General features: G+C 70.3%; 17 protein-coding genes. 10 read left to right on the top strand and 7 right to left on the bottom strand.

Annotated features, from left to right (window positions below):
- The first annotated feature begins 63 nt into the window (after positions 1-63).
- Positions 64-2,244: a discoidin domain-containing protein gene (locus tag OH768_RS09490; protein WP_406451980.1), complete on the top strand. Its 2,181-nt coding sequence runs from the start codon at positions 64-66 to the stop codon at positions 2,242-2,244.
- Here OH768_RS09490 and OH768_RS09485 read toward each other — a convergent pair.
- Genes OH768_RS09485 through OH768_RS09470 form a run of 4 tightly spaced genes read right to left on the bottom strand, consistent with a single transcriptional unit; the run spans position 2,213 to position 5,575 of the window.
- Complete coding sequence (locus OH768_RS09485) at positions 2,213-3,040, bottom strand: ABC transporter ATP-binding protein (RefSeq protein WP_406451978.1); 828 nt, start codon at positions 3,038-3,040, stop codon at positions 2,213-2,215. The genes OH768_RS09490 and OH768_RS09485 overlap by 32 nt on opposite strands.
- A gap of 20 nt (positions 3,041-3,060) precedes the next feature.
- Positions 3,061-3,840, bottom strand: coding sequence for an ABC transporter permease (locus tag OH768_RS09480; protein WP_406451976.1), 780 nt, complete (start codon positions 3,838-3,840; stop codon positions 3,061-3,063).
- On the bottom strand, positions 3,837-4,610 hold the full coding sequence (locus OH768_RS09475; protein WP_406451974.1) for an ABC transporter permease: 774 nt from the start codon (positions 4,608-4,610) through the stop codon (positions 3,837-3,839). The genes OH768_RS09480 and OH768_RS09475 overlap by 4 nt, the downstream gene beginning before the upstream one ends.
- Positions 4,607-5,575: an ABC transporter substrate-binding protein gene (locus tag OH768_RS09470; RefSeq protein ID WP_406451972.1), complete on the bottom strand. Its 969-nt coding sequence runs from the start codon at positions 5,573-5,575 to the stop codon at positions 4,607-4,609. Before OH768_RS09470 ends, OH768_RS09475 begins: the two co-directional genes overlap by 4 nt.
- 202 nt (positions 5,576-5,777) lie before the next feature.
- On the opposite strand from OH768_RS09470, the gene OH768_RS09465 reads away from it, so the two are divergent.
- The gene (locus OH768_RS09465) at positions 5,778-6,551 is read left to right on the top strand and encodes an IclR family transcriptional regulator C-terminal domain-containing protein (RefSeq protein WP_406451970.1); all 774 of its coding nucleotides are present in this window, start codon (positions 5,778-5,780) and stop codon (positions 6,549-6,551) included.
- On the opposite strand, the gene OH768_RS09460 is transcribed toward OH768_RS09465, so the two are convergent.
- The 3 genes from OH768_RS09460 to OH768_RS09450 are packed head-to-tail and all read right to left on the bottom strand — an operon-like array spanning position 6,502 to position 8,752.
- Positions 6,502-7,515, bottom strand: a complete 1,014-nt coding sequence (locus OH768_RS09460) for a PDR/VanB family oxidoreductase (RefSeq protein ID WP_406451968.1) — start codon at positions 7,513-7,515, stop codon at positions 6,502-6,504. The genes OH768_RS09465 and OH768_RS09460 overlap by 50 nt on opposite strands.
- Positions 7,512-7,691, bottom strand: coding sequence for a hypothetical protein (locus OH768_RS09455; protein ID WP_406451966.1), 180 nt, complete (start codon positions 7,689-7,691; stop codon positions 7,512-7,514). Before OH768_RS09455 ends, OH768_RS09460 begins: the two co-directional genes overlap by 4 nt.
- Complete coding sequence (locus OH768_RS09450; protein WP_406451964.1) at positions 7,688-8,752, bottom strand: Rieske 2Fe-2S domain-containing protein; 1,065 nt, start codon at positions 8,750-8,752, stop codon at positions 7,688-7,690. The genes OH768_RS09455 and OH768_RS09450 overlap by 4 nt, the downstream gene beginning before the upstream one ends.
- 906 nt (positions 8,753-9,658) lie before the next feature.
- Between OH768_RS09450 and OH768_RS09445 the strand changes: the two genes are divergently transcribed.
- The 8 genes from OH768_RS09445 to OH768_RS09410 all read left to right on the top strand — a co-directional run bounded on the left by OH768_RS09445 (position 9,659) and on the right by OH768_RS09410 (position 25,266).
- Positions 9,659-11,278, top strand: a complete 1,620-nt coding sequence (locus OH768_RS09445; RefSeq protein ID WP_406451962.1) for an acyl-CoA carboxylase subunit beta — start codon at positions 9,659-9,661, stop codon at positions 11,276-11,278.
- A gap of 66 nt (positions 11,279-11,344) precedes the next feature.
- Positions 11,345-13,147 carry a fatty acyl-AMP ligase gene (locus OH768_RS09440; protein ID WP_406451960.1) on the top strand — a complete coding sequence of 601 codons (1,803 nt, stop codon included), beginning with the start codon at positions 11,345-11,347 and terminating at the stop codon, positions 13,145-13,147.
- The gene (locus tag OH768_RS09435) at positions 13,144-17,211 is read left to right on the top strand and encodes a beta-ketoacyl synthase N-terminal-like domain-containing protein (RefSeq protein ID WP_406451958.1); all 4,068 of its coding nucleotides are present in this window, start codon (positions 13,144-13,146) and stop codon (positions 17,209-17,211) included. The genes OH768_RS09440 and OH768_RS09435 overlap by 4 nt, the downstream gene beginning before the upstream one ends.
- Before the next feature lie 42 nt (positions 17,212-17,253).
- The gene (locus tag OH768_RS09430) at positions 17,254-18,255 is read left to right on the top strand and encodes an alpha/beta hydrolase (protein WP_406451956.1); all 1,002 of its coding nucleotides are present in this window, start codon (positions 17,254-17,256) and stop codon (positions 18,253-18,255) included.
- Positions 18,256-18,386: 131 nt separating this feature from the next.
- Positions 18,387-19,625, top strand: a complete 1,239-nt coding sequence (locus OH768_RS09425) for a PucR family transcriptional regulator (protein ID WP_406451954.1) — start codon at positions 18,387-18,389, stop codon at positions 19,623-19,625.
- 509 nt (positions 19,626-20,134) lie between these two features.
- Positions 20,135-22,261 (top strand): hypothetical protein, encoded by a 2,127-nt coding sequence (locus OH768_RS09420; protein ID WP_406451952.1) that lies wholly within the window; start codon positions 20,135-20,137, stop codon positions 22,259-22,261.
- An 87-nt stretch (positions 22,262-22,348) separates the two neighbouring features.
- On the top strand, positions 22,349-23,851 hold the full coding sequence (pelF, locus tag OH768_RS09415) for a GT4 family glycosyltransferase PelF (RefSeq protein ID WP_406451950.1): 1,503 nt from the start codon (positions 22,349-22,351) through the stop codon (positions 23,849-23,851).
- Positions 23,848-25,266 carry a hypothetical protein gene (locus tag OH768_RS09410; protein ID WP_406451948.1) on the top strand — a complete coding sequence of 473 codons (1,419 nt, stop codon included), beginning with the start codon at positions 23,848-23,850 and terminating at the stop codon, positions 25,264-25,266. Before pelF ends, OH768_RS09410 begins: the two co-directional genes overlap by 4 nt.
- The last annotated feature ends 63 nt before the right edge of the window (positions 25,267-25,329 follow it).

Here is a 25,329-nt window from a genome sequence, read left to right as displayed (position 1 = left end):
TCAACGGTCGACCGCCACCCCGCATCCGCTATCCCCGCACCCCCACCTCGAAGGGATCAGCACATGCACAGCACCATGTCCAGAACTGTCAGGCGCATGCCAAGTGTCGGGGCGGCCGCCGCGCTCGCCGCAGGCATGCTCGTCGCCCTGACCCCCGCCGCCGCCCACGCGGCCTCCGGCGCCTCCCTCCCCTTCACCTCGGTCGAGGCCGAGTCCGCCACCGCGACCGGCACCAGGATCGGCCCCGACTACACCCAGGGGAGCCTGGCCTCCGAGGCTTCCGGACGGCAGGCCGTACGGCTCACCTCCGGACAGCGCGTCGAGTTCACCGTGCCGCGCGCGGCCAACGCCGTGAACGTGTCCTACAGCGTTCCGGACGGGCAGAGCGGCAGCCTCGACGTGTACGTCAACGGCACCAAGATCGCCAAGACGCTCGCCGTCACGTCCAAGTACTCGTACGTCGACACCGGTTGGATCGCGGGTGCCAAGACGCACCACTTCTTCGACAACTCCCGGCTCCTGCTCGGCCAGAGCGTGCAGCAGGGTGACAGGGTTGCGTTGGTGGCGACCGGTACTCAAGTCACCGTCGACGTCGCCGACTTCGAGCAGGTCGCCGGGGCCGCCGCGCAGCCGGCCGGTTCGGTGTCCGTGGTCTCCAAAGGTGCCGACCCCAGTGGCGCGGGCGACTCCACCCAGGCCTTCCGGGACGCCATCTCCGCCGCCCAAGGGGGAGTGGTGTGGATCCCGCCGGGCGACTACCGGCTCACCTCCTCCCTCGGCGGCGTACAGAATGTGACATTGCAGGGTGCCGGTCAGTGGTACTCCGTCGTGCACACCTCGCGGTTCATCGACCAGTCCGGTTCCTCCGGCGGCGTCCACATCAAGGACTTCGCGGTCATCGGCGAGGTCACCGAGCGCGTCGACTCCAACCCGGACAACTTCGTCAACGGGACGCTCGGGCCCGGGAGTTCGGTCTCCGGGATGTGGATCCAGCACCTCAAGTGCGGCTTCTGGCTGATGGGCAACAACGACAACCTCGTCGTCGAGAACAACCGCATCCTCGACACCACCGCCGACGGCCTCAACCTCAACGGCACCGCCCACGGCGTGATCGTCCGCAACAACTTCCTGCGCAACCAGGGCGACGACTCCCTCGCCATGTGGTCGCTCAACTCCCCGGACACCAACAGCAGTTTCGAGAACAACACCGTCTCGCAGCCGAACCTCGCCAACGGCATCGCGATCTACGGCGGCACGGACATCACGGTCCGCAACAACCTGATCTCCGACACCAACGCCCTCGGCAGCGGCATCGCGATCTCCAACCAGAAGTTCCTCGACCCCTTCTCCCCGCTCGCCGGAACCATCACGGTCGACGGCAACACCCTCATCCGCACCGGTGCGATCAACCCCAACTGGGGCCATCCCATGGGCGCGTTGCGCGTCGACTCCTACGACAGCGCGGTCAACGCCACTGTCAACATCACCAACACGACCTTCACCAACAGCCCGTACAGCGCCTTCGAGTTCGTGTCCGGCGGCGGGCACGGCTACTCGACCGGCAACGTCAACGTCAGCGGTGCGACCGTGCAGAACACCGGCACGGTCGTCGTCCAGGCGGAGGCGCAGGGCGCGGCGAAGCTCAGCAACGTACAGGCCACCGGCGTCGGCGCGGCCGGCATCTACAATTGCCCCTACCCGTCCGGCTCCGGCGCCTTCACTCTCACCGACGGCGGCGGCAACTCCGGCTGGAGCAGCACCTGGTCGGACTGCTCGACCTGGCCGCAGCCCGGCCAGGGCAACCCGCCCCCGGACCAGAACACCAACCTCGCCAAGGGCCGCCCGGCCACCGCGACCGGCTCGCAGGACGTCTACACGCCCGGCAAGGCGGTCGACGGCGACGCGAACACCTACTGGGAGTCCACCAACAACGCCTTCCCACAGGCCTGGACGGTCGACCTCGGCTCGGCCCGGGCCGTTCGCAGACTGGTGCTGAAGCTGCCGCCCGCGTCCGCGTGGAGCGCGCGCACGCAGACCGTCACGGTGCTGGGCAGCACCGACGGCTCCACCTACTCGACCGTCGTCGGCGCCACCGGTTACCGCTTCGACCCGGCGACCGGCAACACGGTCACCGTGGCCCTGCCGAGCAGCACCAGCCTGCGCTATCTGCGGCTCAGCGTGAGCGCCAACTCCGGCTGGCCGGCGGCCCAGTTCAGCGAAGTGGAGGCGTATCAGACTTCGTGAGCCGGTCCTGGACCGGGAGAGTCCCGCGCTTCGCCGCCTGGATCTGCTCGTACACATGGGTCCGCAGTTCGGCGAAGCGCGGGGCGACCCGGGTGTGCAACTGGTCGCGCTCCACGGGCAGATCGACCTTCAGCTGCTCCTGCACGACGGTCGGCGACGCGGACAGGACGACCACCCGCTCACCCAGGTAGACCGCCTCGTCGATGTCGTGGGTCACGAAGAGGATCGTGATGCCGCGCTCCCGCCACAACCCCCGTACCAGGTCCTCCAGATCGGCCCGGGTCTGTGCGTCGACCGCCGCGAACGGCTCGTCCATCAGCAGGACTTCGGGCTCGTACGCCAGCGCGCGGGCGATCGCGACCCGCTGCTGCATACCGCCGGACAGCTGCCACGGATACGCCCCGGCCGTATCCGTCAGACCCACCGACTCCAGCGCGTCCGCGACCAGTTCCCGACGCCGCGACCTGCTCAAGTCCTTCTGCTTCAAGGGAAGTTCGACGTTCTCGCCGACCCGCATCCAGGGGAACAGGCTGCGCCCGTACTCCTGGAACACGAACGCCATCCCGGGCGGCGGACCGCTCACCTTCCGTCCGCTCAGCAGGACTTCGCCCGCGGTCGGGGTGAGCAGTCCGCCCATGCACTTGAGCAGGGTGGTCTTGCCGCAGCCCGACGGGCCGACGAGACAGACGAGTTCGCCGGCGTCGACGGTGAAGGTGAGGTCCCGCACCGCCTCCACCCGGCGGCCGGAACCCTCGTAGACCTTGTTGAGGCCGCATACGTGGAGTAGCGCGTGCATGGACCGCCCTTTCACGATGTTCACGGGGACCGGCGAGTGGCCGCGCGCAGGCCGTGGTACCAGCCGAGCACCCGCCGCTCGACCACCTGGAAGACGACGGAGAGCAGGAATCCCAGCATCCCGAGGACGAGGATGCCCGTCCACATGTCGGGCACCGCGAAACTGCGCTGGAACTGGACGACGGTGTAGCCCAGTCCGTCGGTGCCGGCGAACATCTCGCTGATGACCATGAGGATGATCCCGATGGACAGCGCCTGGCGCAGCCCGGTGAAGATCTGCGGGCTCGCCGAGCGCAGCACCAGGCTCCGCAGGCGGGCGGCGCCCGTGATGCCGTAGGAGAGGGCCGTCTCCTTCATGACCGGGTCGACCGCGCGGACGCCCTCGACCGTGTTGAGGAGGATCGGCCAGACGCAGCCGCTCGCGATGACCACGATCTTCATCGTGTCGCCGATGCCCGCGAACAGCATGATGACCGGGACCAGGACCGGCGGCGGCACCGCGCGCAGGAACTCCAGGACCGGTTCGCACACCGCGCGTACCCGCCGGTAGGAGCCGATGACCGTGCCGAGTGCGACCCCGGCGACGGCCGCCACGGCGTAACCGGCCGTCAGCCGCAGCACGCTGGGCAGGACGTCCGTCCTGAACCGGTCGGCGGTCCACACGTCCGGGAAGGTCTTGAGAATCGTCCGCAGCGGTGGCCAGAACACATTGGTGCTGCCGTCCGACGCCAGCCACCAGACGGTGAGCAGCACCGCCGGGAGCGCGACCACGAACAGCAGTCGGAGCAGGGCCCGCCTCACACCATCACCTCCCCGCGCACGGACTGGTGCCAGGCCAGCGCCCGCCGTTCCACCGTCCGCGCGCCCACGTTGATGATCAGCCCCAGCAGGCCGGTCACCACGATCAGCGCGTACATCTCGGGCACGGCCTGCGAGCTCTGCGCGACCATGATGGTGGCGCCCAACCCCGGTGCCCCGATGACCAGTTCGGCCGTGATGGTGAGGATCAGCGCGACGGCCGCCGCCAGCCGTACGCCGGTCATGACGTACGGCAGCGCGCTCGGCCACAGCACGTGTCGCACCCGCGCCCAGGTGCCGAGACCGTAGGACCGCGCCGTCTCCTCGGCGACCGGGTCGACGTCCTGGACGCCGTAGAGGACCTGGATGAGGATCTGCCAGAACGAGGCGTAGACGACGAGCAATAGCACCGACCTCAGTTCGGTGCCGTACAACAGCACCGCGAGGGGGATGAGAGCGACCGAGGGGATGGGGCGGAGGAACTCGATCGTCGAGGCGGTCGCCTCGCGCAGATACGGGACGACGGAGAGCAGGACACCCGCGACGATGCCCGCGCCGACGGCGATCGCGAGGCCGAGAGCCCAGCCGGTGAGGGTGTCGCCGAGCGCCGACCAGAACGCGGAGTCCCTCAGCTCGTCCCAGAGTGCGGAGGCGATCTTGCTGGTCGGCGGGAAGTAGGCCTCCTTGACGATGCCGACGCGCGGCACGACCTCGCCGAGGGCGAGGAAGGCCGCGAGTCCGGCCGCACCGAGTGCGGTGTTCAGTCCTTTCACGGGAGCAGCGTGTTCAGGTCGGGGGTCTTCTTGACGAGACCGTCGGTCTCGCTCAGCTTCTCCAGCGCCTCGATCGACGAACGGTCGGGATCGGCGGGCCACTTGGGCAGGATCACCTTGGCCAGCACGCTTGCCGGGACCTTGGTGTAGGTGGCGACGATCTGGCGGACCTCGTCCGGGTGGGCGTCGGCGTAGGCCAGGGACTCGGCGGTGGCCTCCTGGAACTTCTTGACCACGTCCGGGTTCTTGGCCGCGTACGCCGACGACGTGAAGTACATGGCGACGGTGAGGTTCGGCGCGACGTCGACCAGCGGCCAGGCGATCTGCTGGGCGCCCTGGTCGAGCATGGTGGTGAGCGCGGGTTCGACGGCCATCGCGGCGTCGATCTGGCCCTTGTCGAGCGCTGCCGGCATCTGGTCGAAGGCCAGCTCGACGAACTTCACCTTGTCCGGGTCGCCGCCGGCCTTGCGGACGGATTCGCGTACGGCCGTCTCGTTGATGTTCTTCAGCGTGTTGACCGCGACCTTCTTGCCCTCCAGCTCCTTCGCCGACTTGAGCGTGCTGCCCTTCTTGACGACGAGGGCGCCAAAGTCCTTGCCCGACACGCCCGTTGAGGCGACACCGTTGGCGATGGCCTTCACCGGGACGTCATTGCTCTGCGCGAGCATCAGCGAGGTCATGTTGGAGAAGCCGAACTGGAACTGGCCGCTGACCACACCCGGCACGATGGCCGCGCCGCCCTGCGCGAGTGTCATGGTCAGTTTCAGGCCGCGCTTGGTGTAGAAGCCCTCCTTCTGGCCGAGGTAGAGGGGGGCGACATCGACGATGGGGATGACCCCCACCTTGACCGTGGTGGTGCCCCCCGAGGACGTGCTCTTCGACGAACTCGACCCGTCGGACGAGCCACAGGCCGCGGTGGCGAGCAGAAACGTGCCGACCGTGAGACCGGCGAGCAGACGACGCATACGGCTCCTCCTGTGCAGACAACGGTGTTCCGACAGGCTGTGCGCACAGCGCACAGTGGTGCTCTTCTTGGTGCTCAGCGGGAACGTAGAACCCGGCGTCCGACCGGGTCAATGGTTTGGCTAACAAAATTGTTGACAGTTATCGAAATGCGCTTCTACCGTGCTCCCGGAGCGCACCCCGTGCGTCCGTCTGGAGGCGACGATGCCTGCGGTAGTCCGCGCACCGCACTTCGTGAGGTCCTTCGAGCGCGGCCTCGCCGTCATCCGCTCCTTCGACGCCGAGCATCCCGCCCGTACGCTCAGCGAGGTGGCCCGTGCCTGCGAGCTGACCCGCGCCGCCGCCCGCCGGCTGCTGCTGACCCTGGCCGACCTCGGCTACGTCCAGTCCGACGGACGCCTCTTCCGGCTCACCCCACGCGTCCTGGAGCTGGGCTACTCCTACCTCGCGGGCTCCACCCTGCCGCAGATCGTCGCCCCGCATCTGGAGCAACTCGTCGCGCGGACAGGGGAGTCGGCGTCCCTGTGCGTCCTCGACGGCGACGACGTCGTCCACGTCGCCTGTCTCCCGGCCCGCCGCGTCCTGGCCGCCACGATCACCGTGGGCACCCGCCACCCCGCGCGTGCCACCGCCGCGGGCCGGGTGCTCCTCGCCCACCTGCCGACCGGGGAGACGGACGCCCGACCGTCAACCGACGTACTGCGCAAGGAACTTCACCGGATACGGCACGAGGGGTACGCACTCGTCGACGAGGAACTGGAGGAGGGCCTCAGATCGGTCGCCGCCCCGGTGCGGGACCGGGACGGCGCGGTGGTCGCCGGCGTGAGCGTCGGGGCGCACGCCGGCCGGCACTCCGCCGAGGCCGTACGGCGGGACCTGCTGCCCCAGTTGCTGGCGGCGGTGGCGCTCATCGACGACGATCTGCGGATCACAGATCGAGCACGAGCCGCTTCCCCAGGCAGCGCGAGACACAGATGAGCATGGTCTCGCCGGCCGCCCGCTCCTCCTCGCTCAGCACCGAGTCCCGGTGGTCCGGGGTGCCGTCGAGCACATCGGTCTCGCAGGTCCCGCAGGTGCCCTCGGTGCAGGAGAACAGCACCTCGACCCCGGCGGCCCGCACGGTGTCGAGCACGGACACGCCCACCGGGACGGTGACGGTCTTTGCGCTCCGCTCCAACACCACCTCGAACTCGCTGTCGGCGCCCGCCTCTTGGGCCTTCGGCTGGAAGCGCTCCATGTGCAGGATGCCGCTGGGGCAGCGTGCTTCGACCGCGTCGAGCAGTGGCCCAGGACCGCAGCAGTAGACGAGGGTGCCCTCGGGCACGTCGTCCAGGACGGACGGCAGGTCGAGCAGTCCGGCCTCGTCCTGCGGAGCGACGGTGACGCGGTCGCCGTAGCGGCTCAACTCCTCGGTGAAGGCTATGGACTTGCGGGTGCGACCGCCGTAGAGCAGGCTCCACTCCGCGCCCGCCGCCTCCGCCGCGGCCAGCATCGGCAGGAGTGGGGTGATGCCGATACCGCCCGCGACGAAGCGGTAGCGCGGGGCGGGCTCCAGGCGGAAGTGGTTGCGCGGTCCGCGCACCCGCACCTTGTCGCCCTGCCCCAACTGCTCGTGCACATACGCCGATCCGCCCCGCCCGTCCGGCTCCCGCAGCACCGCGATCCGCCACGCCGTACGGTCCGCCGGGTCGCCGCACAGCGAGTACTGGCGCTCCAGTCCGGGACCGAGCACGACGTCGATGTGCGCGCCCGGCTCCCAGACCGGCAGTTGCTCGCCGAGCGGGTGGCGCAGGGTGAGGGCGAGCACGCCGTCGGCCGCGAACTCCCGCCTTTCGACGACGAGTTCGGTGTCGGCCGCGAACTCCTGCCGGTCGGCGACGAGTTCGTTCTCGGCTACGAACTCGCCATGCCCGACGGCGAGTTCGGCTTCGTGCGCGGTCATGACCCTGTTCCTTGCGGCTCGTCGACCGAGTGGCCCCGGGGGTGGGCGAGCATCCACTCCCACATCTCGATCGGATCCTGCGACGTGTGCTCGCGGCCGCAGTGGCAGGTGCCGTGCAGGATGTCGGTGCCCGGCAGCCAGTCGATGCGGTAGACCTCGCCGGTCGGAGCGGTCACTGGACCTTCTCCACCGGCTTGGCGCCCTCCTCGACCAGCCGGGCGAGGATACGGCGCGCGGCGAGACCGCCGGTGTCGATGTTGATGCTCAGCTCCTGATAGCCGGCGCGCTCCGAACCCAGCGTCCGCTGAAGGAGGTTGAGCGCGTCCACGTCCTGCATGACCACGGTGTGGTTGTTGCCCCGCAGGAACTCGGTGACCTCGGCGTCGTCCGTGGCCCAGTCGCGCGAGACCGCCCAGAAGTCGTACACCTTGCCGTCGGAGGAGGGCGTGATGGCGTAGGTGATCTCGGTGTGGAAGCCGTTCGGGTCGCTGCCGTCCTCCTCGGGGAGCACGCCGACCGGGGCGATGCGGCTGTGCAGGAGGTAGAGGCAGGGTGCGTGGTACTCGATGTCCTGCCAGCGGGTGATCCGCCCCTGTATGCCGGTGGACTTGGCGTAGAACGGCGGGCACTCGGCGTCGCCCATGTGCCGGCTCACCCGTACGACACCGGCGCCCTCGTCCACCTCCGTGGTGATCGGCGTCTCGGCGACCTCGGGGGAACCGATGTAACCGCCGTGCAGATACGTCTCGTGGGAGAGGTCGAGGAGGTTGTCGACGAGGAGGCCGTAGTCGGCGTCGATCGGCTCCATGCCGCTGACGGTGACCCACTCGGGGGAGGCGAGGTGCGGGGCCCGGGGGATGACCTGCGGATCGGCGAGGGCCGGGTCGCCGATCCACACCCAGACCAGCGCGTCCTGCTCGACCACCGGGTACGAGGCGACGCGGGCGGTGCGGGGGATGCGTTTCTGCCCCGGCACGTACACGCAGCTGCCCGTCGTGTCGTACGTGAACCCGTGGTACCCGCACACGATCCGGTCCCCGTCGAGCCGGCTCTCGGAGAGCGGGAACCTGCGGTGCACACACCGGTCGTGCAGCGCCACGGCGGTGCCGTCGTCCTCGGTGCGGTAGAAGACGAGCGGCTCGCCGAGGATCGTCCGGCCGAGCAGGTCACGGCCGACCTCGTGGCTGTAGGCGGCGACGTACCACTGGTTCCTGGCGAAACTCGTCATGTGTGGCATGGCTGCGGCTCCCGTCGTTGGGTGATGGCGACATCGTCCGGAAGAGCGTCACGGGAGCGCAATACCTCTTCCGCCTCACGGAAGGGGCTGGGGAAACTGCCTGCTCAGGGCGGGTGCTCGTCTGTGGGAGTGAAATCAGGAGTGCGCTGGGCCGGCGACTTCGCTGAGCGTTTCCGTCGGTGGGTTGCGTCTCCCTCGGCGCTTCCGCTTTGCGTTATGTGGCGGCTTTGGGCATTTTCTATCGACTGTTGTGCCATGAACTGGCAGTACACCGGCAGAAGTTGTATCGCCGCAGATCAATCTTGATCGTTTCCGCGTTGAGAGGCCGTGGGGTCGAATCCGGGTCGAATTTGCCGTTCTTTCGCCTCTCCGGCGCGTAGTTGAAGGTCAGGAGCGGGGTGAGAGGGCGTGATGGCAGGCAGTGCGAGAGCGATTGTGGCCTTCGTTCAGAGCGGCCGCGCCATCATGAAGTCGGCCGTGCAGAACCCGCACTGGAGGCTCTGCGCATCGAGGAACTTTCGCTGGCCGTCGTGGAGTTCGCCGTCCTCGGAGGCGGGCCCTCGGCCGTGGTGACGGCTCGGCCGTAGCACGGAAGGCTGTCGAGAGAGCGGTGCGAAGGGCAAGCTGGGGCGCCGCGAGGGTGAGTACCGGAAGATCCCAGATCTGCCGCCACCCGACCGATTCGCCGAAGACACGGTCCAGCCCGCCGAACTCACCACATGGCCTCACCACGAGATCACGGAGCTGGCGTTGATCCACGACACCCCCAGACGTGACCACCGCCGTCCGCTTGTAGTCCATCTATGAACGCGGGCCCCCAGTCACTCAACAACTTCACATTGGCGGCAGAAAGGAAGACCGCACCCCGCTCAACTGCCATGCTCACAAGCCCCGATGGAGGTGGCTGTGACCTCGACTGCGGAAACCCTGGGATCGTCTGCGCCTGAGACTGCGCCCGCTGTACGAAGCACGGCGGCACGACTCGCGGATCTCTCCGTCCGGCACCGGCAGGCCCTGGCGGGTGGCTCCGCGTCGGCCGTCGCCCGGCAGAGGGCTCGTGGTCGGCTCACGGCCCGTGAACGCGTCGCGAGGTTGCTGGACCAGGGTTCCTTCGTCGAGACCGGCGCGTTGGTACGCGCCCGCAGCGGGAGCGACGACGCGGCGTACGGCGATGGTGTGGTCACCGGCTCCGGCACCGTCGGCGGGCGTCAGGTGTGTGTCTTTGCGCAGGACGCCACTGTCCACGGCGGCAGCGTGGGCGAGGCGTGCGGGGAGAAGGTCGTCGGCACGGTGGACCTCGCTCTGAAGATCGGCTGCCCGGTCATCGGCCTCAACGACTCCGGTGGCGCCCGCATCCAGGAGGGCGTCGCCTCGCTCGCCCTCTACGCCGAACTGGCCCGGCGCAACGTCCAGGCCTCGGGTGTCATCCCGCAGATCTCCGTGATCATGGGCCCGTGCGCGGGCGGTGCCGCCTACTCGCCGGCCATCACCGACTTCACCGTCATGGTCGACGGCACCTCGCACATGTTCGTCACCGGCCCGGACGTCATCGAAGCCGTGACCGGGGAGCGGACGACGGCCGAGGAGTTGGGCGGCGCCCGCACCAACAACTCTGGGAACGGCAACGCCCACTTCCTCGCCGAGGACGAGGACGATGCCCTGGACATCGTCCGCGTTCTGCTCGGCTACCTTCCGGCGAACAACCGCGACAGTTCGCCCGAGTACGCCTTCACACCCCGCACTCTCGAACCCACCCCCGACGACCTGCGCCTGGACGGTCTCATCCCCGACCGGCCCGAGACGGCGTACGACATGCGCGAGATCCTGCGTACGGTCGTCGATGACGGTGAACTGCTCCAGGTGCACGAGCTGTTCGCGCCCAACATCCTCTGCGCACTGGCCCGGGTCGAGGGCCGTTCCGTCGGAGTCGTCGCCAACCAGCCCCTGCACGGTGCCGGCGCGCTCGACATCGACGCCTCCGAAAAGGCCGCTCGCTTCGTCCGCTTCTGCGACGCGTTCGGCATCCCGCTGCTGACCTTCGCCGACGTTCCCGGCTACCTCTCGGGGACTCAACAAGAACAGACGGGGATCATCCGGCGCGGCGCCAAACTGCTGTACGCCTACGCCGAGGCCACCGTCCCCAAGGTCACCGTCGTGGTCCGCAAGGCCTACGGCGGCGGATACGCCGTCATGGGCTCCAAACACCTGGGAGCCGACGTCAACCTCGCCTGGCCCACCGCCAGGATCGCCGTGATGGGGTCCGAGGGCGCGGTCACCGTCCTGCACCGGCGCGAACTCGCCGCGGCGGCCTCGGTCGGCGAGCAGGCCGCGGCGGACCTGAGGGCGAAGCTCGTGGAGGAGTACGAGACGGCCTGGGCCACCCCCTACGCGGCTGCCGCACGCGGCTACATCGACGCGGTCATCGCGCCGAGCACCACCCGGGCGCACATCACCCGGGCCCTGCACACGCTGCGCACCAAACGTGCCGCCGTCCCCGAGCGGCGGCACGGCAACATCCCGCTGTGAGTGAAGCGAAGCCGTAACCGCATCACCCCGGACGGGGACACCACTTGTGACGTGAGGAGTTCCCCCATGCCCGCGCGCGCCCTTCCGCACGCCCCCGGCACAACCTCAGCAGCACCGGACCGCCCGACCACGCTCCCCGCCTACCTCGCACACTGGGCCCAACACGCCCCCATCCGCCCCGCGTTCACCTTCGTCGACCACGCTTCCTCCGGGTTACGGGGCAGCCACCGCACCCTCACCTGGCAGCGCGTCGACGTACGGACCCGGGCGGTCGCCGCCCGGCTCGCGGACACCGTGGCTCCCGGCGAGCGCGTCGCCGTTCTCTGTCCCCAGGGCACCGAATACGTCATCGGCTTTCTCGCCGCGCTGACCGCCGGCACCGTCGCCGTACCCATGTTCACCCCCGATCTGCCCGGACACGGCGACCGCCTGGCCGGAGTCCTGGACGATGCGCGGCCCTCGGCGGTACTCACCACCAGCGCCGCGGCCGAGACCGTAGGCACTTTCCTGGACGCGCACGGCCTGCGCCACCGCCTGATCGTCACCGATTTCGTCTCCGACGACCAGGCCGACGCATGGCAACCGCCCGCTCTGGACGAGCAGTCGACCGCTTACCTCCAATACAGCTCCGGATCGACCCGGTTCCCCACCGGGGTCGAGATCTCGCACGCGAACGTCGTCGCCAACGCCTGCCAGGCGCTCACCGCGTACGGCGCCGACGACCGCCGTCTCACCATGGTCGGTTGGCTGCCGCTCTACCACGACATGGGACTGGTGCTCAGCGTCGCCACTCCCGTCGTACGCGGACTGCTGTCCGTCCTGATGGATCCCCTCGCCTTCCTCCAACGACCCGCCCGCTGGCTGCAGTTGCTGTCCGAGCACCCCAATGCCCTCAGCGCTGCACCGAACTTCGCGTACGACTACTGCGCGGCCGTCGTCACTGAGGAGGACAAGGCCGGGCTACGGCTGGACCGGATCGCCGCGCTCGTCAACGGCAGCGAACCCGTACGGCCCGAAACCGCCGATCGCTTCGGCGCCGCCTTCGCCGGACACGGCCTTCCGGCCGACGTCCACTGCCCGTCCTACGGTCTCGCCGAAGCCACCGTCTTCGTCAGCGCGCACCGGCCCGGACAGCCGTTGCGCCGCTACGCCCTGGACCGCGAGGCACTGGCGGCCGGAAAGGCCCTGCCCGTCCCGCCCGGTGACCCCGCCGCCGTTCTGCTCGCCGCCTGCGGCGAACCCGTCGGCCAGGCGGTACGCATCGTCGACCCCGTCACCGCCACCGTGCTGCCCGCGGGAGAGGTGGGTGAGATCTGGGTGCAGGGCCCCAACATCGGGCGTGGCTATCTGGAGCACGGTCCGCAGACCCGCAAGACCTTCCAGGCCCGGCTCGCGCACGCTCCCGGCCACTGGCTGCGCACCGGCGACCTCGGCACGGTGCTCGACGGACAGCTCCTGGTCACCGGTCGTCTGAAGGACCTGATCATCGTCGACGGACGCAACCACTACCCGCAGGACGTCGAGAACACCGCACAGGCCGCCCACCTGGCGATACGCCCCGACCGCCTGGCGGCCTTCGCGGTGCCCGCCGGGCACGTCCCCGGCGCCGGGGCCACCATCGCGGCGGAGGGCGCCGTGATCGTCGCGGAGCACGTACGCGGTTTGGACGCACCGGCCCGTGACCCCAAGGAGGTCGCCGCCGCCGTGCGCGCGGCCGTCTCCGCCCGGCACGGCCTGCGACTGGCCGACGTGCGGCTCCTCCCACCCGGCACAGTGCCCCGGACCTCCAGCGGCAAGATCTCCCGCACGCTGACCCGCGCCCGCTACCTCGACGGCGCCTACGAGCGCGCCGAGCGAGGCACGGAATGAGCGCGATCCCGGCCGACTCCGCCGACCTGCGGCGCCTGGTCCTCGAACGGATCGCCCACTGGTCCGGGGTCCCCGGCGCGGATATCGCCGTGGACCGCCCGCTGGCCGAGCTGGGGATGTCCTCCCGCGACGCGGTCGTGATCGCCGCCGAGCTCTCCCACGCACTCGGCCGGGAACTGCCCCCCACCCTGCTGTGGGAGACGTCGACCGTCGACGGTCTGGTCGCTCTGCTCAGTAACAGCCTGGAGCCCGTCCCGGAGACCGCGTTCGTCCCCCGGGAGATCGCCGTCGACGACGACGAACCGGTCGCCGTGGTCGGCGTCGGCTGTCGCCTCCCCGGCGGTGTGCGAGGACCCGCTGACTACTGGCGGCTGCTCGTCGAGGGCGCCGACGCCATAGGCCGGGTGCCCGAGGGACGCTGGCGGGACTTCGCCATGCAGGTCCCGCCGGACGCCAACACCTGGGGCGGATACCTCGACGACGCCACTCTCACCGGGTTCGACTCCACCTTCTTCCACATCTCCCCGCGCGAGGCCGACGCGATGGACCCGCAGCAGCGCATGCTGCTGGAGGTCACCCAGGAAGCCCTCGACCACGCGGCCATCCCCGCCGCGTCCCTGGCGGGCACCGCCACCGGAGTCTTCGTCGGCGTCTCGGCCCACGACTACGGCCACCTCACCGGCGCCGACCCGGCGACCGTCGACCCCTGGGCGACCACAGGAGCCGCCACCTCGGTCTCGGCGGGCAGGCTCAGCTACGTGTACGACCTGCGCGGCCCGAGCATCGCCGTCGACACCGCCTGCTCCTCCTCGCTCGTCGCCGTCCACCAGGCCTGCACCGCATTGCGCGGCGGCGAATGCGACACGGCGCTCGCCGCCGGCGCCAATGTGCTGCTCTCACCTGCCGTCACCGTCGCGTTCGGCCGCGCCGGAGCCCTGGCGCCCGACGGCCGGTGCAAGCCGTTCTCCCAGTCCGCCGACGGCATCGGCCGCGCCGAGGGCTGCGCCGTAGTGGTGCTCAAGCGGTTCAGCGACGCGCTGCGCGACGACGACAGGGTCCTCGCGGTCATCACGGCCACCACCGTCAACTCCGACGGCCGCTCCAACGGCCTCATGGCACCCAACCCGACGGCCCAACGCGCTCTCCTGGAAGCGGCCTACGCGCGAGCCGGCCTCGATCCGGCGACCGTGGACTACGTCGAGGCGCACGGCACAGGCACGCCCCTCGGCGACCCCATCGAAGCGGGTGCGCTGGCCGACGTCCTGGGCCGCGACCGCCACCCGGACCAGCCCCTGCTCCTCGGCTCGGTCAAGAGCAACCTCGGTCACCTGGAGGCAGCCGCCGGAGTCGCGGGGCTGGTCAAAACCGTCCTCGCACTCCACCACGGCATCATCCCCGGCTCGTTGCACTGCGACCGGCCCGCTCTGGACGACGAGCGGCTGCGGGTGGTCACCGAACCCGAACCCTGGCCCCGCTACGGCGGCACCGCGACCGCCGGAGTCTCCTCCTTCGGCTTCGGCGGCACCAACGCGCACGCCGTACTGGAGGAGTGGCAGCCCACCCGGCCCGCCGAACGCGCCCTCAACACCCATGGATCCGCAGGTCTGTTGCAGCTCAGCGACGCCGACCCGGCCCGGGTCCGGGACACCGCCGCCGGACTCGCCGACTGGCTCGACACACCCGCCGGCAGCGCCGCCCGACTCCAGGACATCGGACGCACACTCGCCGGACGCACCGGCCGCGGCCCCGCCCGCGCGGCCGTCGTCGCCCACGACCGCGACGCCCTCACCACCGCACTGCGCGCGCTGGCGGTCGGCCACCCCCACCCGCGCGTCAGCACCGGCGACCGGGACCGACTCGGGCCCGGCCCGGTCTGGGTCTTCTCCGGCTACGGCACCCAATGGGCCGCGATGGGACGTCAACTGCTCGTTCGCGAGCCCGCGTTCGCCGCCGCAGTGGAGAAACTCGAACCGGTGCTCGCGGCCGCGTGCGGCATCTCCCTGTACGAAATGCTCGACGACTGCACGGACGACGACCTACGACAGGTGGAGACCACCCAACCCCTCCTCTACGGAACCCAGTTGGCACTCGCCGAACTCTGGCGCTCCTACGGCGTCGAACCCGCCGCCGTCATCGGACACTCCATGGGCGAGGTCGCGGCGGCAGTCGTCGCCGGGGCGCTCGACCCCGCCGAGGGCGCCCACGTCATCGCCGTACGATCCCGGCTGCTCGCCACACTGAGCGGCGGATCGATGGCCGTCGTGGACCTGACCGACGACGAACTCGGCAACCTGGAGCGGGAGTTCCCCGGTGTGCACCTCGCCGTGGACTCGTCGCCCGCACAGAAGATCGTCACCGGCGAGGCAGCCGCCGTCGCGCGGTTCGTCGAGCATCTGGCCGCACAGGGCCACGAAACCCGCGCCATGCCCGTCCGGGGCGCCGGGCACTCGCCCCAGGTCGAACCGCTGCTGCCCGAACTGACCGCCGCCCTCGGTGGGATCGGGGGCCGGAGCGGCGGCACCGTCCGCGTCTACTCCACCGTCCACGACGACCCCACCCGACCCTGCGTCTTCGACGCCGGGCACTGGGCGGAGAACCTGCGCCGCCCGGTCCGGCTCGCCGGTGCGCTGGCCGCCGCCGCGGCCGACGGGCACACCGCGTTCATCGAGATCTCCCCGCACCCCGTGCTCCTGCACGCCCTCGCCGAGACCCTGCCCGACGCCCTCCACCTGCCCACCCTGCGCAGAGGCAACGAACCAGCCCTCACCTTCCGCCTCCAACTGGCCGCCCTGCACGCTGCGGGCCACCCCCTCCCGACCCGACTCCTCCACCCGCACGGCGAGGTCATCGACGTCCCCCTCCCGACCTGGCGCCACACCCGCCACTGGTGGACGGCCGAGCAGCCTCTCCCGGACGGCGGGCGCGGACTCCCTGAACTGCCGTCCGCGCCAGTCCCGTTGGCCGTCGAAGGCACGGTCACCGAGCGGCTCATCCGCCAAATCGCCGCCGTCGCAGGCCACTTGCCGGAGCGGATCACCCCCGACACCCCGCTCACCGACCTCGGCCTCGACTCGCTCATGGTCGTCCGCCTGCGCGCGGCCGTCGAGCGCGAGTTCGGTGCCGCGCCCTCGACTCGCGACCTGATGCGGGCCGACACAGTCCAGGCCGCCGCCGACGCGATCGCTCGCGTTGCGCACCACGACCTGTCGGCAGACCGGCCCCCGCCCGCCGCGATCGTGTCCGTCCGGGCCGGCCGACGGGTGCCGTACCCCCTGCGCGCGCTGCGCCCGGCAGGCGACCGCCCTCCACTGATCCTGGCCCACGCGGCCGGCGGCACCCCGGACGTCTACCGGCCGCTTGCCGGGCTGTTGGCACCGGACGTGCCGGTGTACGGGCTGGACCGTGTCGAGGAGGCGGACACCGTCGCCGAGAAGGCGAGGCTGTGCGCGGAGGCGATCCGGAAGGCGTGGCCCGACGGTCGCTACTGGATCGGTGGATGGTCGTTCGGCGGGTTCGTCGCCCAGGAGACCGCCCGGCTGCTCGCCGCCGAATTCGCACCCCCTGAGGCGGTGGTGCTCATCGACGCCGTACGTCCGCTGCCCCGACCGCTCGGACGGACGGCATGGGACGTGGCGCGGGAGCACTTCGAAGGATTCGCCGCGTACGCGTCCCGCACCTTTGACGTACAACTCGACCTTCCCTACTCGGAGTTGGCCGATCTCGACGACCGGGGCCGCATCGACCTGGTACTGGAGACGCTGAGTTCGGTCGCGGACATCCCGCCCGCCGCGCTCCGTCACCAGCGCGCCTCCTACCTGGACCTGCGGACCGGCGAGGCACACACCCCCCGCTCCTACGACGGGAGGGTGATCCTCTACCGCGCCACCGAGCCCGCCCCGCACACGGTGCGCGACCCGGCGTACGAGCGCACGGACGACGCCCTCGGCTGGGACGAGCTGTGCCCGGACCTGGAGATCGTGCGCATCCCCGGACACCACCTGTCGCTCCTCGACCCGCCGCACGCCCAGGCGATCGCCGACCACCTCAACCGGATGCTCGGCTGAACACCACGCTCCCCAACGTCACTTCACAAGGAGCCGCCCGCCATGTCCGATCGTCCACCCGTTCCCCGCCAAGGTCTGTCCCGTCGCACCGTCGCCAAGGCCGCCGCGCTCGGTGTCGCGGGCGTGCTCACCGGGGCGTGGAGAGCCTCGGCCGCCGACGTCACCGTCACCCAACTAGGGTCCCGCACCTACGACTTGGGCGTTCCCTCCGCCGCACTGGGCCGCACCGCACCCGTACGGATCATCCTGCCGACCTCGTACGCCGCACAGCCCAGCCGCACTTGGCCGGTGCTCTATCTGCTGCACGGCGCGCACGACGACTACAACTCGTGGACGCGCGAGACCGACATCGAGGCGTTCACCGCGAACCGGGACCTGATCGTCGCCATGCCGGACGGAGGGCCCACCGGCATCCCCACCCGCTGGCAGACCGGCCTCGACTACGAGACCTTCCAGCTCCAGGAAGTGCCCGCGGTCCTGCGCGCCGGGTACCGGGCCTCCACCGTGCAGGCCGTCGCCGGGGTCTCGACCGGCGGATACGGCGCCATGGCACACGCGGCCCGCCACCCGGGAACGTTCGTGGCCGCCGCGTCGTACAGCGGCATCCCCGACACCACCACGACGACGATGCCGACGATCATCGAGGCGATCGTGGGACGGGAGAGCCTCAACCCCCTGTCACTGTGGGGCGACCCGACGCTCAACTCCGCCACCTGGCAGGACTTCAACCCCCTGACGCACGCGAGCGCACTGCGCGGCACCGCGCTCTACATCTCCGTCGGCAGCGGCAGTCTCAACGGAGGGCTCGGCACCATCCTCGCGCTTGCGCAGCTCATCAGCAGCGGCATCGGCTCTCTGCTGCCCGGGGTCCTGGAAAGTCTGGTGGCACCCTCCACGCAGAGCTTCGTCACCGCACTCGGGCAACTGGGCGTCCCGTCCACCCAGCACCTGTATCAGGGCGGCGGCCACCAATGGAGCGACTGGAAGCGGGAGTTCGCCACCTCGTGGCCGGTTCTCGCCGGTGCACTCGGGCTGCCGGCCTGACCCGTACCGGGTTTGTCACGCACGGACAAAATCGAAGCTCCACCTTGTAACTCGCGGACAGGGCAACGGAGTTCAGCCGGGGATATCGTCATCGTTCGGACCGCCTTGACCGAGCGGTAGGAGCACGCCACATGGATCCTTTCGTCGCCGTTCCTCAGCGACTGGCAGAATTTCTGCGCCCCCATCTCGACGACATAGCCGCGGAGGTGGCGCGCGAGGTACAGCTTCAGGTACCCGAGTACACAAGACCGGCCGACGACGCCTACGTGCGGACGATCAGAGCCGGAGTCCGCCAGGCCCTGACCCTCTTCGTGGACCGCATCGCCGACACCGGCCGGGAGGGGGGACACGTCGTCCACACCTACCAGGCGATCGGGCGTGGCGAAGCCGGCGAAGGGCGCGGTCTCGAAGTGCTCCAGGCCGCGCTCCGGCTCGGTGGACGGGCTGCCTGGCGGCGGATGATGAAAGCCGCCGAGGAGCTTGAGCTGGATTCGAGTGAGGTGGCCGCACTCGCGGACGCGGGCTTCACCCATATGCACGAGATCATGCAGGCGGCCACCGAGGGCCACACCGAGGCTCAGCTGCGCAGCACGGGCGAGTTGCAACGACGCCGCATGCGTCTGCTGGACCTGCTGTTCGCCGATCCACCCGCCTCCGCGGAGGCCGTCGCGGAACTCGCCCGCACCGCGAGCTGGCCCCTGCCGCAGCGGGTCGCCGTCATAGCGGTGGGGGGCACCGAGCAGCAGCAGGGTGACGAACTACTGCTGCCCACCGCGGTGTTGGCCGACATGACCGCCCGCCCGGCGCGCCTCGTCATCCCGGACCCGGACGTGCCCGGCTCCTCGCGCGGACACGCTCTCGCCTCGGCGCTGCGGGGCCGGCCCGCCGCGGTCGGGCCGACGGTCCCGCTCGCGCAGACCGCGGACTCCTTACGCCTGGCCGCCCGAGCCCTCTCGCTCATGCGGCGCGGTGTCCTGCCGGGCGAGGGCGTGCTCCGGTGCGCCGACCACCTCGCGACGCTGATCCTCTACGCGGACGAACCGTTGGTCCGGGCGCTGTCGCACCGGGTCCTGGCACCGCTGGCCGGAATCCCGGCGCCGCAGCGCGACCGGCTGGCGGAGACGTTATTGGCGTGGCTGCAGTGTGAGAGCAGTGTCAACAGCACCGCCCTGCGACTGCATATCCATCCGCAGACGGTGCGTTATCGCATGCGTCAGTTGGAGAAACTGTTCGGCGAGTCCCTGCAGGATTCAGAGACCCGTTTCGAACTGGAACTGGCCCTGCGGGCGAATTCCGCCTTCGCATCGGAATCAGCTCGCCCGTTACTCGCAGGCGAACAAAAGCCGGGCTCGACTTTGTCACGCCACTGACTAACGCACGTATTGCGTGCCGGTTTAGTAATTTGGCTACTTCACTCCCCACTCCTGCATTCCCTCGTGACGGCCCGTCGGTTCATCTGACGGGCCGTTTCTGCTGTTCAGGGCATGATCGGCGAGAGTTTGAGACTAATATGCAGCCGGTTCCAGACACTCTTTTGTGGTATGGACCATTGGTATTCGGTGAGCGGATTCGCCGGGGTTGCCTGACTGTGGAATGGCCCGCTGACCTGCATTCGAATCCCTCACGTTCAGCGCACCCCATCGGCGCCCCTGAAGTGAAAACGTCCGAATTGGTTTCCGGTCAATCCATTGGGCGCCCGCGATTTTCGGCCACGGTTCACAAGACGGACACAAGAGGTGCACAGACTCTCCACTACATTGGCGCATCAGAAAGCGGTTACGGCCGGCCCCTTCGCGGGATGCCGGCGTCCCGCGAGGGAGTACGTCCGCTCCCCGAGAGCCGTACTCACCCCCCATGCCCGGAGAGGGAACTTCACCGCATGAAGCGGACCACACGCACTGCCGTACTGACGGCGGGCGCGCTCATCGCCGCGCTCGGCCTCCCCGCCGGTACGGCGCACGCCGCCCCTGTACCCCGAGTGGACCTGCGGGTTCTCGTGGTGAGTGACGGAGGACCGGCGATCGACGCCATCACGGCGGAACTCGACACCGCCGGCACGCCCTACACCGAGATAGACCTCACCGCGGCCGGCCGGCCGACCATCAACGCGGCCTTCCTCGCGGACACCGTGCTCGGCATACCGCGCGCCAAGTTCCAGTCCGTCGTCCTGCCCAACGACAACCCGTTCGTGGCCGGTTCTGCCGAGATGGCGGCGCTCGCGGCCTACGAGCAGACGTACGCGATCCCCCAGGTCGACGCGTACACCTACGCCCGCCCGGCTGCCGGACTGCAGGACGCCGCCCAGGGCGGCTACTCCGGCACCGTCGACGGCGTACAGGCCACGGTGACCACCGCCGGCAAGGCGGGACCCTTCGGCTACCTCGACGGCCCGGTCCCCTTCGAGAACAACGACCCTGCGGTGAGCGAGAGTTACGCCTACCTGTCGACCCCCGCGGCGGGCGCCGACTTCACGCCGTACGTGGACGCCGCGATCCCCGGGAAGGCGACGCGGGGCTCGCTGGTGGGCGAGTACCGGCACGACGGACGGCGTGAACTCGTCGTCACCTTCGTCTACAACCAGTTCCAGCAGCAGTTCCGGCTGCTGGCCCGCGGCATCGTGGAGTGGATGACCGGCGGGGTCCATCTCGGCGCCACCCGCAACTACTTCGCCGTGCACGTGGACGACGTGTTCGCGTCCGACGACCGCTGGAACAGCACCCTCAACTGCACGCCCGGCGACGTCGACTGCACCAACCAGAACGCCACCCCGGACCCGATCCGCATGGTCCCCGCGGACGTCACCTTCGCCACCGACTGGCAGACCCGGCAGGGCATCACCCTCGACCTGGCCTACAACGCGGTCGGCACCGTCGACCAGCGGGCCGACAACAACAACGTGGACCTCCTGGCCGACGCGCTCCTCGCCAGGAAGACCCAGTTCCGCTGGATCAACCACACCTACACCCACGCCTTCCTGGGCTGTGTGCAGAACATCACGGTGGTGCCCTGGAAGTGCGACACCGTGGGCACCGCCGTCAAGTGGGTCAGCACGGCCGACATCTCCACCGAGATCGCCACCAACCGCACCTGGGGCCAGGCCAACGGACTCCCGCTGAACACCAAGGAGTTGGTCACCGGCGAGCACTCCGGCATGAAGGTGCTGCCGCAGCAGCCGGTCGACAACCCCAACCTGTCCCTCGCCCTCAGCCTGAACGGCATCACCTCGCTCGGCTCGGACAACTCCCGTGAGCCCGCCCAGCGTCAGCTCGGCCCCGCCCTCACCGTCCCGCGCTACCCCGTCAACGTCTTCTACAACGCGGGCCGCGCCGCCGAACAGGTCGACGAGTACAACTGGATCTACACCAAGCGCGCCCAGGGCGGCAGCGGCATCTGCGAGGACAACCCGGCCACCAGCACCTGCCTGCCGGCACCCCTCAACACGGCCACCGGGTACACCAGTTACATCGTGCCGCTGGAGACCCGCGCCGTGCTCGGGCACGTGCTCTCGGGCGACCCCAAGCCGCACTTCATCCACCAGTCGAACCTCACCGAGGACCGCCTCGCCTACCCGGTCCTCAACGGTGTCGTCGACGGCTACCGGGCCCTGTTCGCGGACAACACCCCCTTGGTGAACCTGCGGATGGAGGACATCGGCATCGAACTCCAGCGCAGGGCCGCCTGGCAGACCGCACTCAAGGCCGGCCAGGTGACCGCCTACCGCATCGGCAACGCGGTCACCATCCAGGCGCCGTTCGGGCTCGCGGTCAACGGCTCCGCGCCGGTCGGGACCACTGCGGGCGGCGTCACCGTCGGTACCCCGTACGCGGGCAGGCTCTCCGGCTGGAACATCTCCAACGGCCTCCCGGTCACGCTCACTCTCCCGGCCTCCGCCACGGCCACGGCCGCCGTCGCCTCCACCGGGAGTCTCACGGCGACGAAGCCCGCCCCGGCCACCCGCGTCCCCGCGGACGTCACCGAGCAGGTCGCGGACACCGCGGCCAACTGAACCGCGTACAGGACCGCCCGGTGCGCTGCCCCCCCGGGGGCGCACCGGGCGGGAACCACCCCCACACCTCGGCCGTGGAGCCCATCGATGTACGTTCCCTACGACGCGCGACGCCCCAGCAGCGGGGTACGCGTCACCCTGCTCACCGAAGGCACCTACCCGCACAGCCACGGCGGTGTGAGCGTCTGGTGCGACCAACTCGTCCAGGGCATGCCCGAGATCGACTTCGACGTCATCGCCGTCACCGGCAGCGGACGCGAACCGCTCGTCTGGGAGCTGCCCACGCATGTCTCGCGGGTCCTGTCGGTCCCCATGTGGGGCGACCCGCCCGCGGGCCGTGAGCCCCGGTGGAGTGCCCGCGCCCAACTGGGCGACGCCTACGAGGAGTTCCTCACCGCCCTGCTCGACCCGCGCGCCGAGGCCCGCTTCCCGCGCGCCCTCTACGCGCTGGCCCGGGCGGCAACGGGCCGGACACTCAGTCCCTTCCTGCGCGGCGACAAGGCGATCGCGATCCTCACCTCGGTGTGGAACCGGCCGGGACTGGCCGTCCGCGAGGCCGCCCCGAGCCTGCACGACGCGCTCACCGCGACCTCCCTCCTGGAACACGCCCTGCGCCCACTGGCCGTACCGCTCCCACGCACCGGTGTCACGCATGCGGTCAGCGGAGGTCTCGCCACCCTGCCGGGCCTCGCGGCACTCGACCAGCATGGAGTGCCCCTGCTGCTGACCGAGCACGGCGTCTACCTGCGCGAGCGTTACCTGGGCTACCGCATCGCGCCCTACCGCTGGCCGGTGAAGGCGGTCGTGCTCGGCTTCTTCCGCCTTCTGGCACAGGAGAGCTACCGTCAGGCCGCCCTGATCACCCCCGGCAACCGCTACAACCGGGTGTGGGAGGAACAGGGCGGCGCGGCACCGGAGTCGATCCGCACGGTCTACAACGGCGTGGACCCGACGGCGTTTCCCCCCGCCGGACCCGAGCCGCAGGGACTCACTCTCAGCTGGGCCGGCCGGGTCGACCCGATCAAGGACCTGGAGACCCTGATCCGCGCCTTCGCGCTGGTACGGGCCCAACTCCCGCACACCCGGCTGCGGTTGTTCGGCGGTACACCGCGCGGCGGCGAGGCGTACCGGGAGCGCTGCGAGGCGCTGGCCGCCGCACTCGGGCACGCCGACGCCGTCACCTTCGAGGGCCGCGTCGACGACATCCGGGACGCCTACGCGGCCGGCAATGTCGTGATGCTGTCCAGCATCAGCGAGGGCTTCCCGTTCACCCTGATCGAGGCCATGTCGTGCGGGCGGGCGACCGTCTCCACCGATGTGGGCGGAGTACGGGAGGCGGTCGGCGACACCGGATTCGTGGTGCCGCCGCGCGATCCCGCGTCGATGGCCGCGGCGGCGCTGGAACTGCTGGGCGACCCGGAGCGGCGCCGGTCGATGGGCGAGGCGGCACGGCTACGGGTCATCGAGCGGTTCACGCTGCGCCACACCATCGACACCTTCCGCGCCATCTATCGCGAACTACCCACGTTGCAAAGGGAGTCCGAGCGCATACCGGTCCCGGCGGAGCACTTCGTCGCGGTCGCCGGATGAGCGGGCCGATGTCCCTGGAACCCAACGGTTCCCAGCAGGACACGCTGATGCTGCGGCTCTCGGACATCCATCCGCCACGCCGTCGGCCGCGCTGGGCCGTCAACGACTCCACGCTCACCATCAGGCTGCCCTGGCACGGTCCCGACCAGGAGGCGGTCAGCTGGCTCGCCGCCGAACTCGCCGACCGGGTCGGACCCGCCGTCCACCCGTACGAGGTGGCCGCTCTCCTGGAGGCGGAGGGCCTGACGGCGCCGATGGTCAGGGAACGGTACGGCCATCCCAACCTGTTCTCGCTCGCCGCCGCGCTGTACGAGCAGGTGCCGCGGACCTTCCCGGAACCGGCCCCGGCGTCCGACCCGTGGCGTCCGGACACCGTGCGCTGTCTGCTGCGGGGGGTGCTGTTCGCCCTGCCGGGCCTCGCGTACCTGCTCACCGCACCGCTGTGGAACGCGAGGGGGCACGCCTCCGCGCTGATCGTGGCGGGGCTGGTCTCCTGGGCGTGGGGTCAGGCGCTCGGGCACCGCGCCCACCTCCGGTTGGCGACCGGACGGCGGGAAGGAGCCCGTACCCTCTTGGCCGGTGCGCCCCTCGGAGCACTGGTGGCCACCGCGGCGGCCGCACCGCTCGCCCACAGCGGGCCGCTGCTCCTCGCGGCGGCAGCGCAGTCGCTGTATCTGGCGGCGGCCGGGGTGCTACTGGTACTGGCCCGGGAGTGGCTGCTGCTGGCCGCGCTCTCCCCGCTGATCGCCGGGGCCGCCGTACTGCCCTGGTGGGAGCCGGGCGACATCGTGAGGGCCGAACTGCCGACGCTGACCGTGGTGGCCACGTTCTTCGCGACCGTCTGGGCACTCAGGGAACCCCTCGCAACTCCCGCCGTGCCAGGCGCGGCCCGGCCGCGCGTGCTGTCCTCCCTGTCGTACGGCCTGTTCGGTCTGGCGGCCGGGGTGCTGGTGCTGCTGGAGGCGCGCCAGGAGCCGTACGCGGTGATCGTGCTGACTGTCAGCATGGGGCCCGCGGAGTGGCTGCTGTACCGCTACCGAGGTCTGTCGGTGGCCGCGCTGCGCGCCGCCACGACACCGGGCGGGTTCCTGCTGCGCACGGCCGACAACCTGACGCTCTGTCTGCTCGGCTATCTGCTGCCGCTGTGGCCGGCGGCCTTGCTCACCGGCGTCGGACCGGTCGCGCTGCTCGCGCTCGGGGCAGCCCTGTGGACCGCCCTGCTGCTCCAGGCGTTCGGGGCGGCCTGGTTGTCGGCGCTCGTCTCTCTCACCGCGGCGGGAGGCGCCGGGGCGGTGACGCTCTTCGACCTGTCGCCGGGCCCGGTCGCCGCGCTCACCCTGTGCAGCGCAGCCGCCGCGCTGTGTCTGTCGGTGTCCGTGCTGTGGCTGCTCGGCCGTCCCGCGCCCCACGCGTAGGCGGCCCGCGCCACACCCGTTCGCCGTTCCACCCCCCACACACACATCAACTCATCGGAAGGA

Source organism: Streptomyces sp. NBC_01622, assembly GCF_045209635.1.
Lineage (GTDB): Bacteria > Actinomycetota > Actinomycetes > Streptomycetales > Streptomycetaceae > Streptomyces.
The sequence above is the reverse complement of the archived record's forward strand: the minus strand, read 5'-3'. Positions and strand labels throughout refer to the sequence as shown.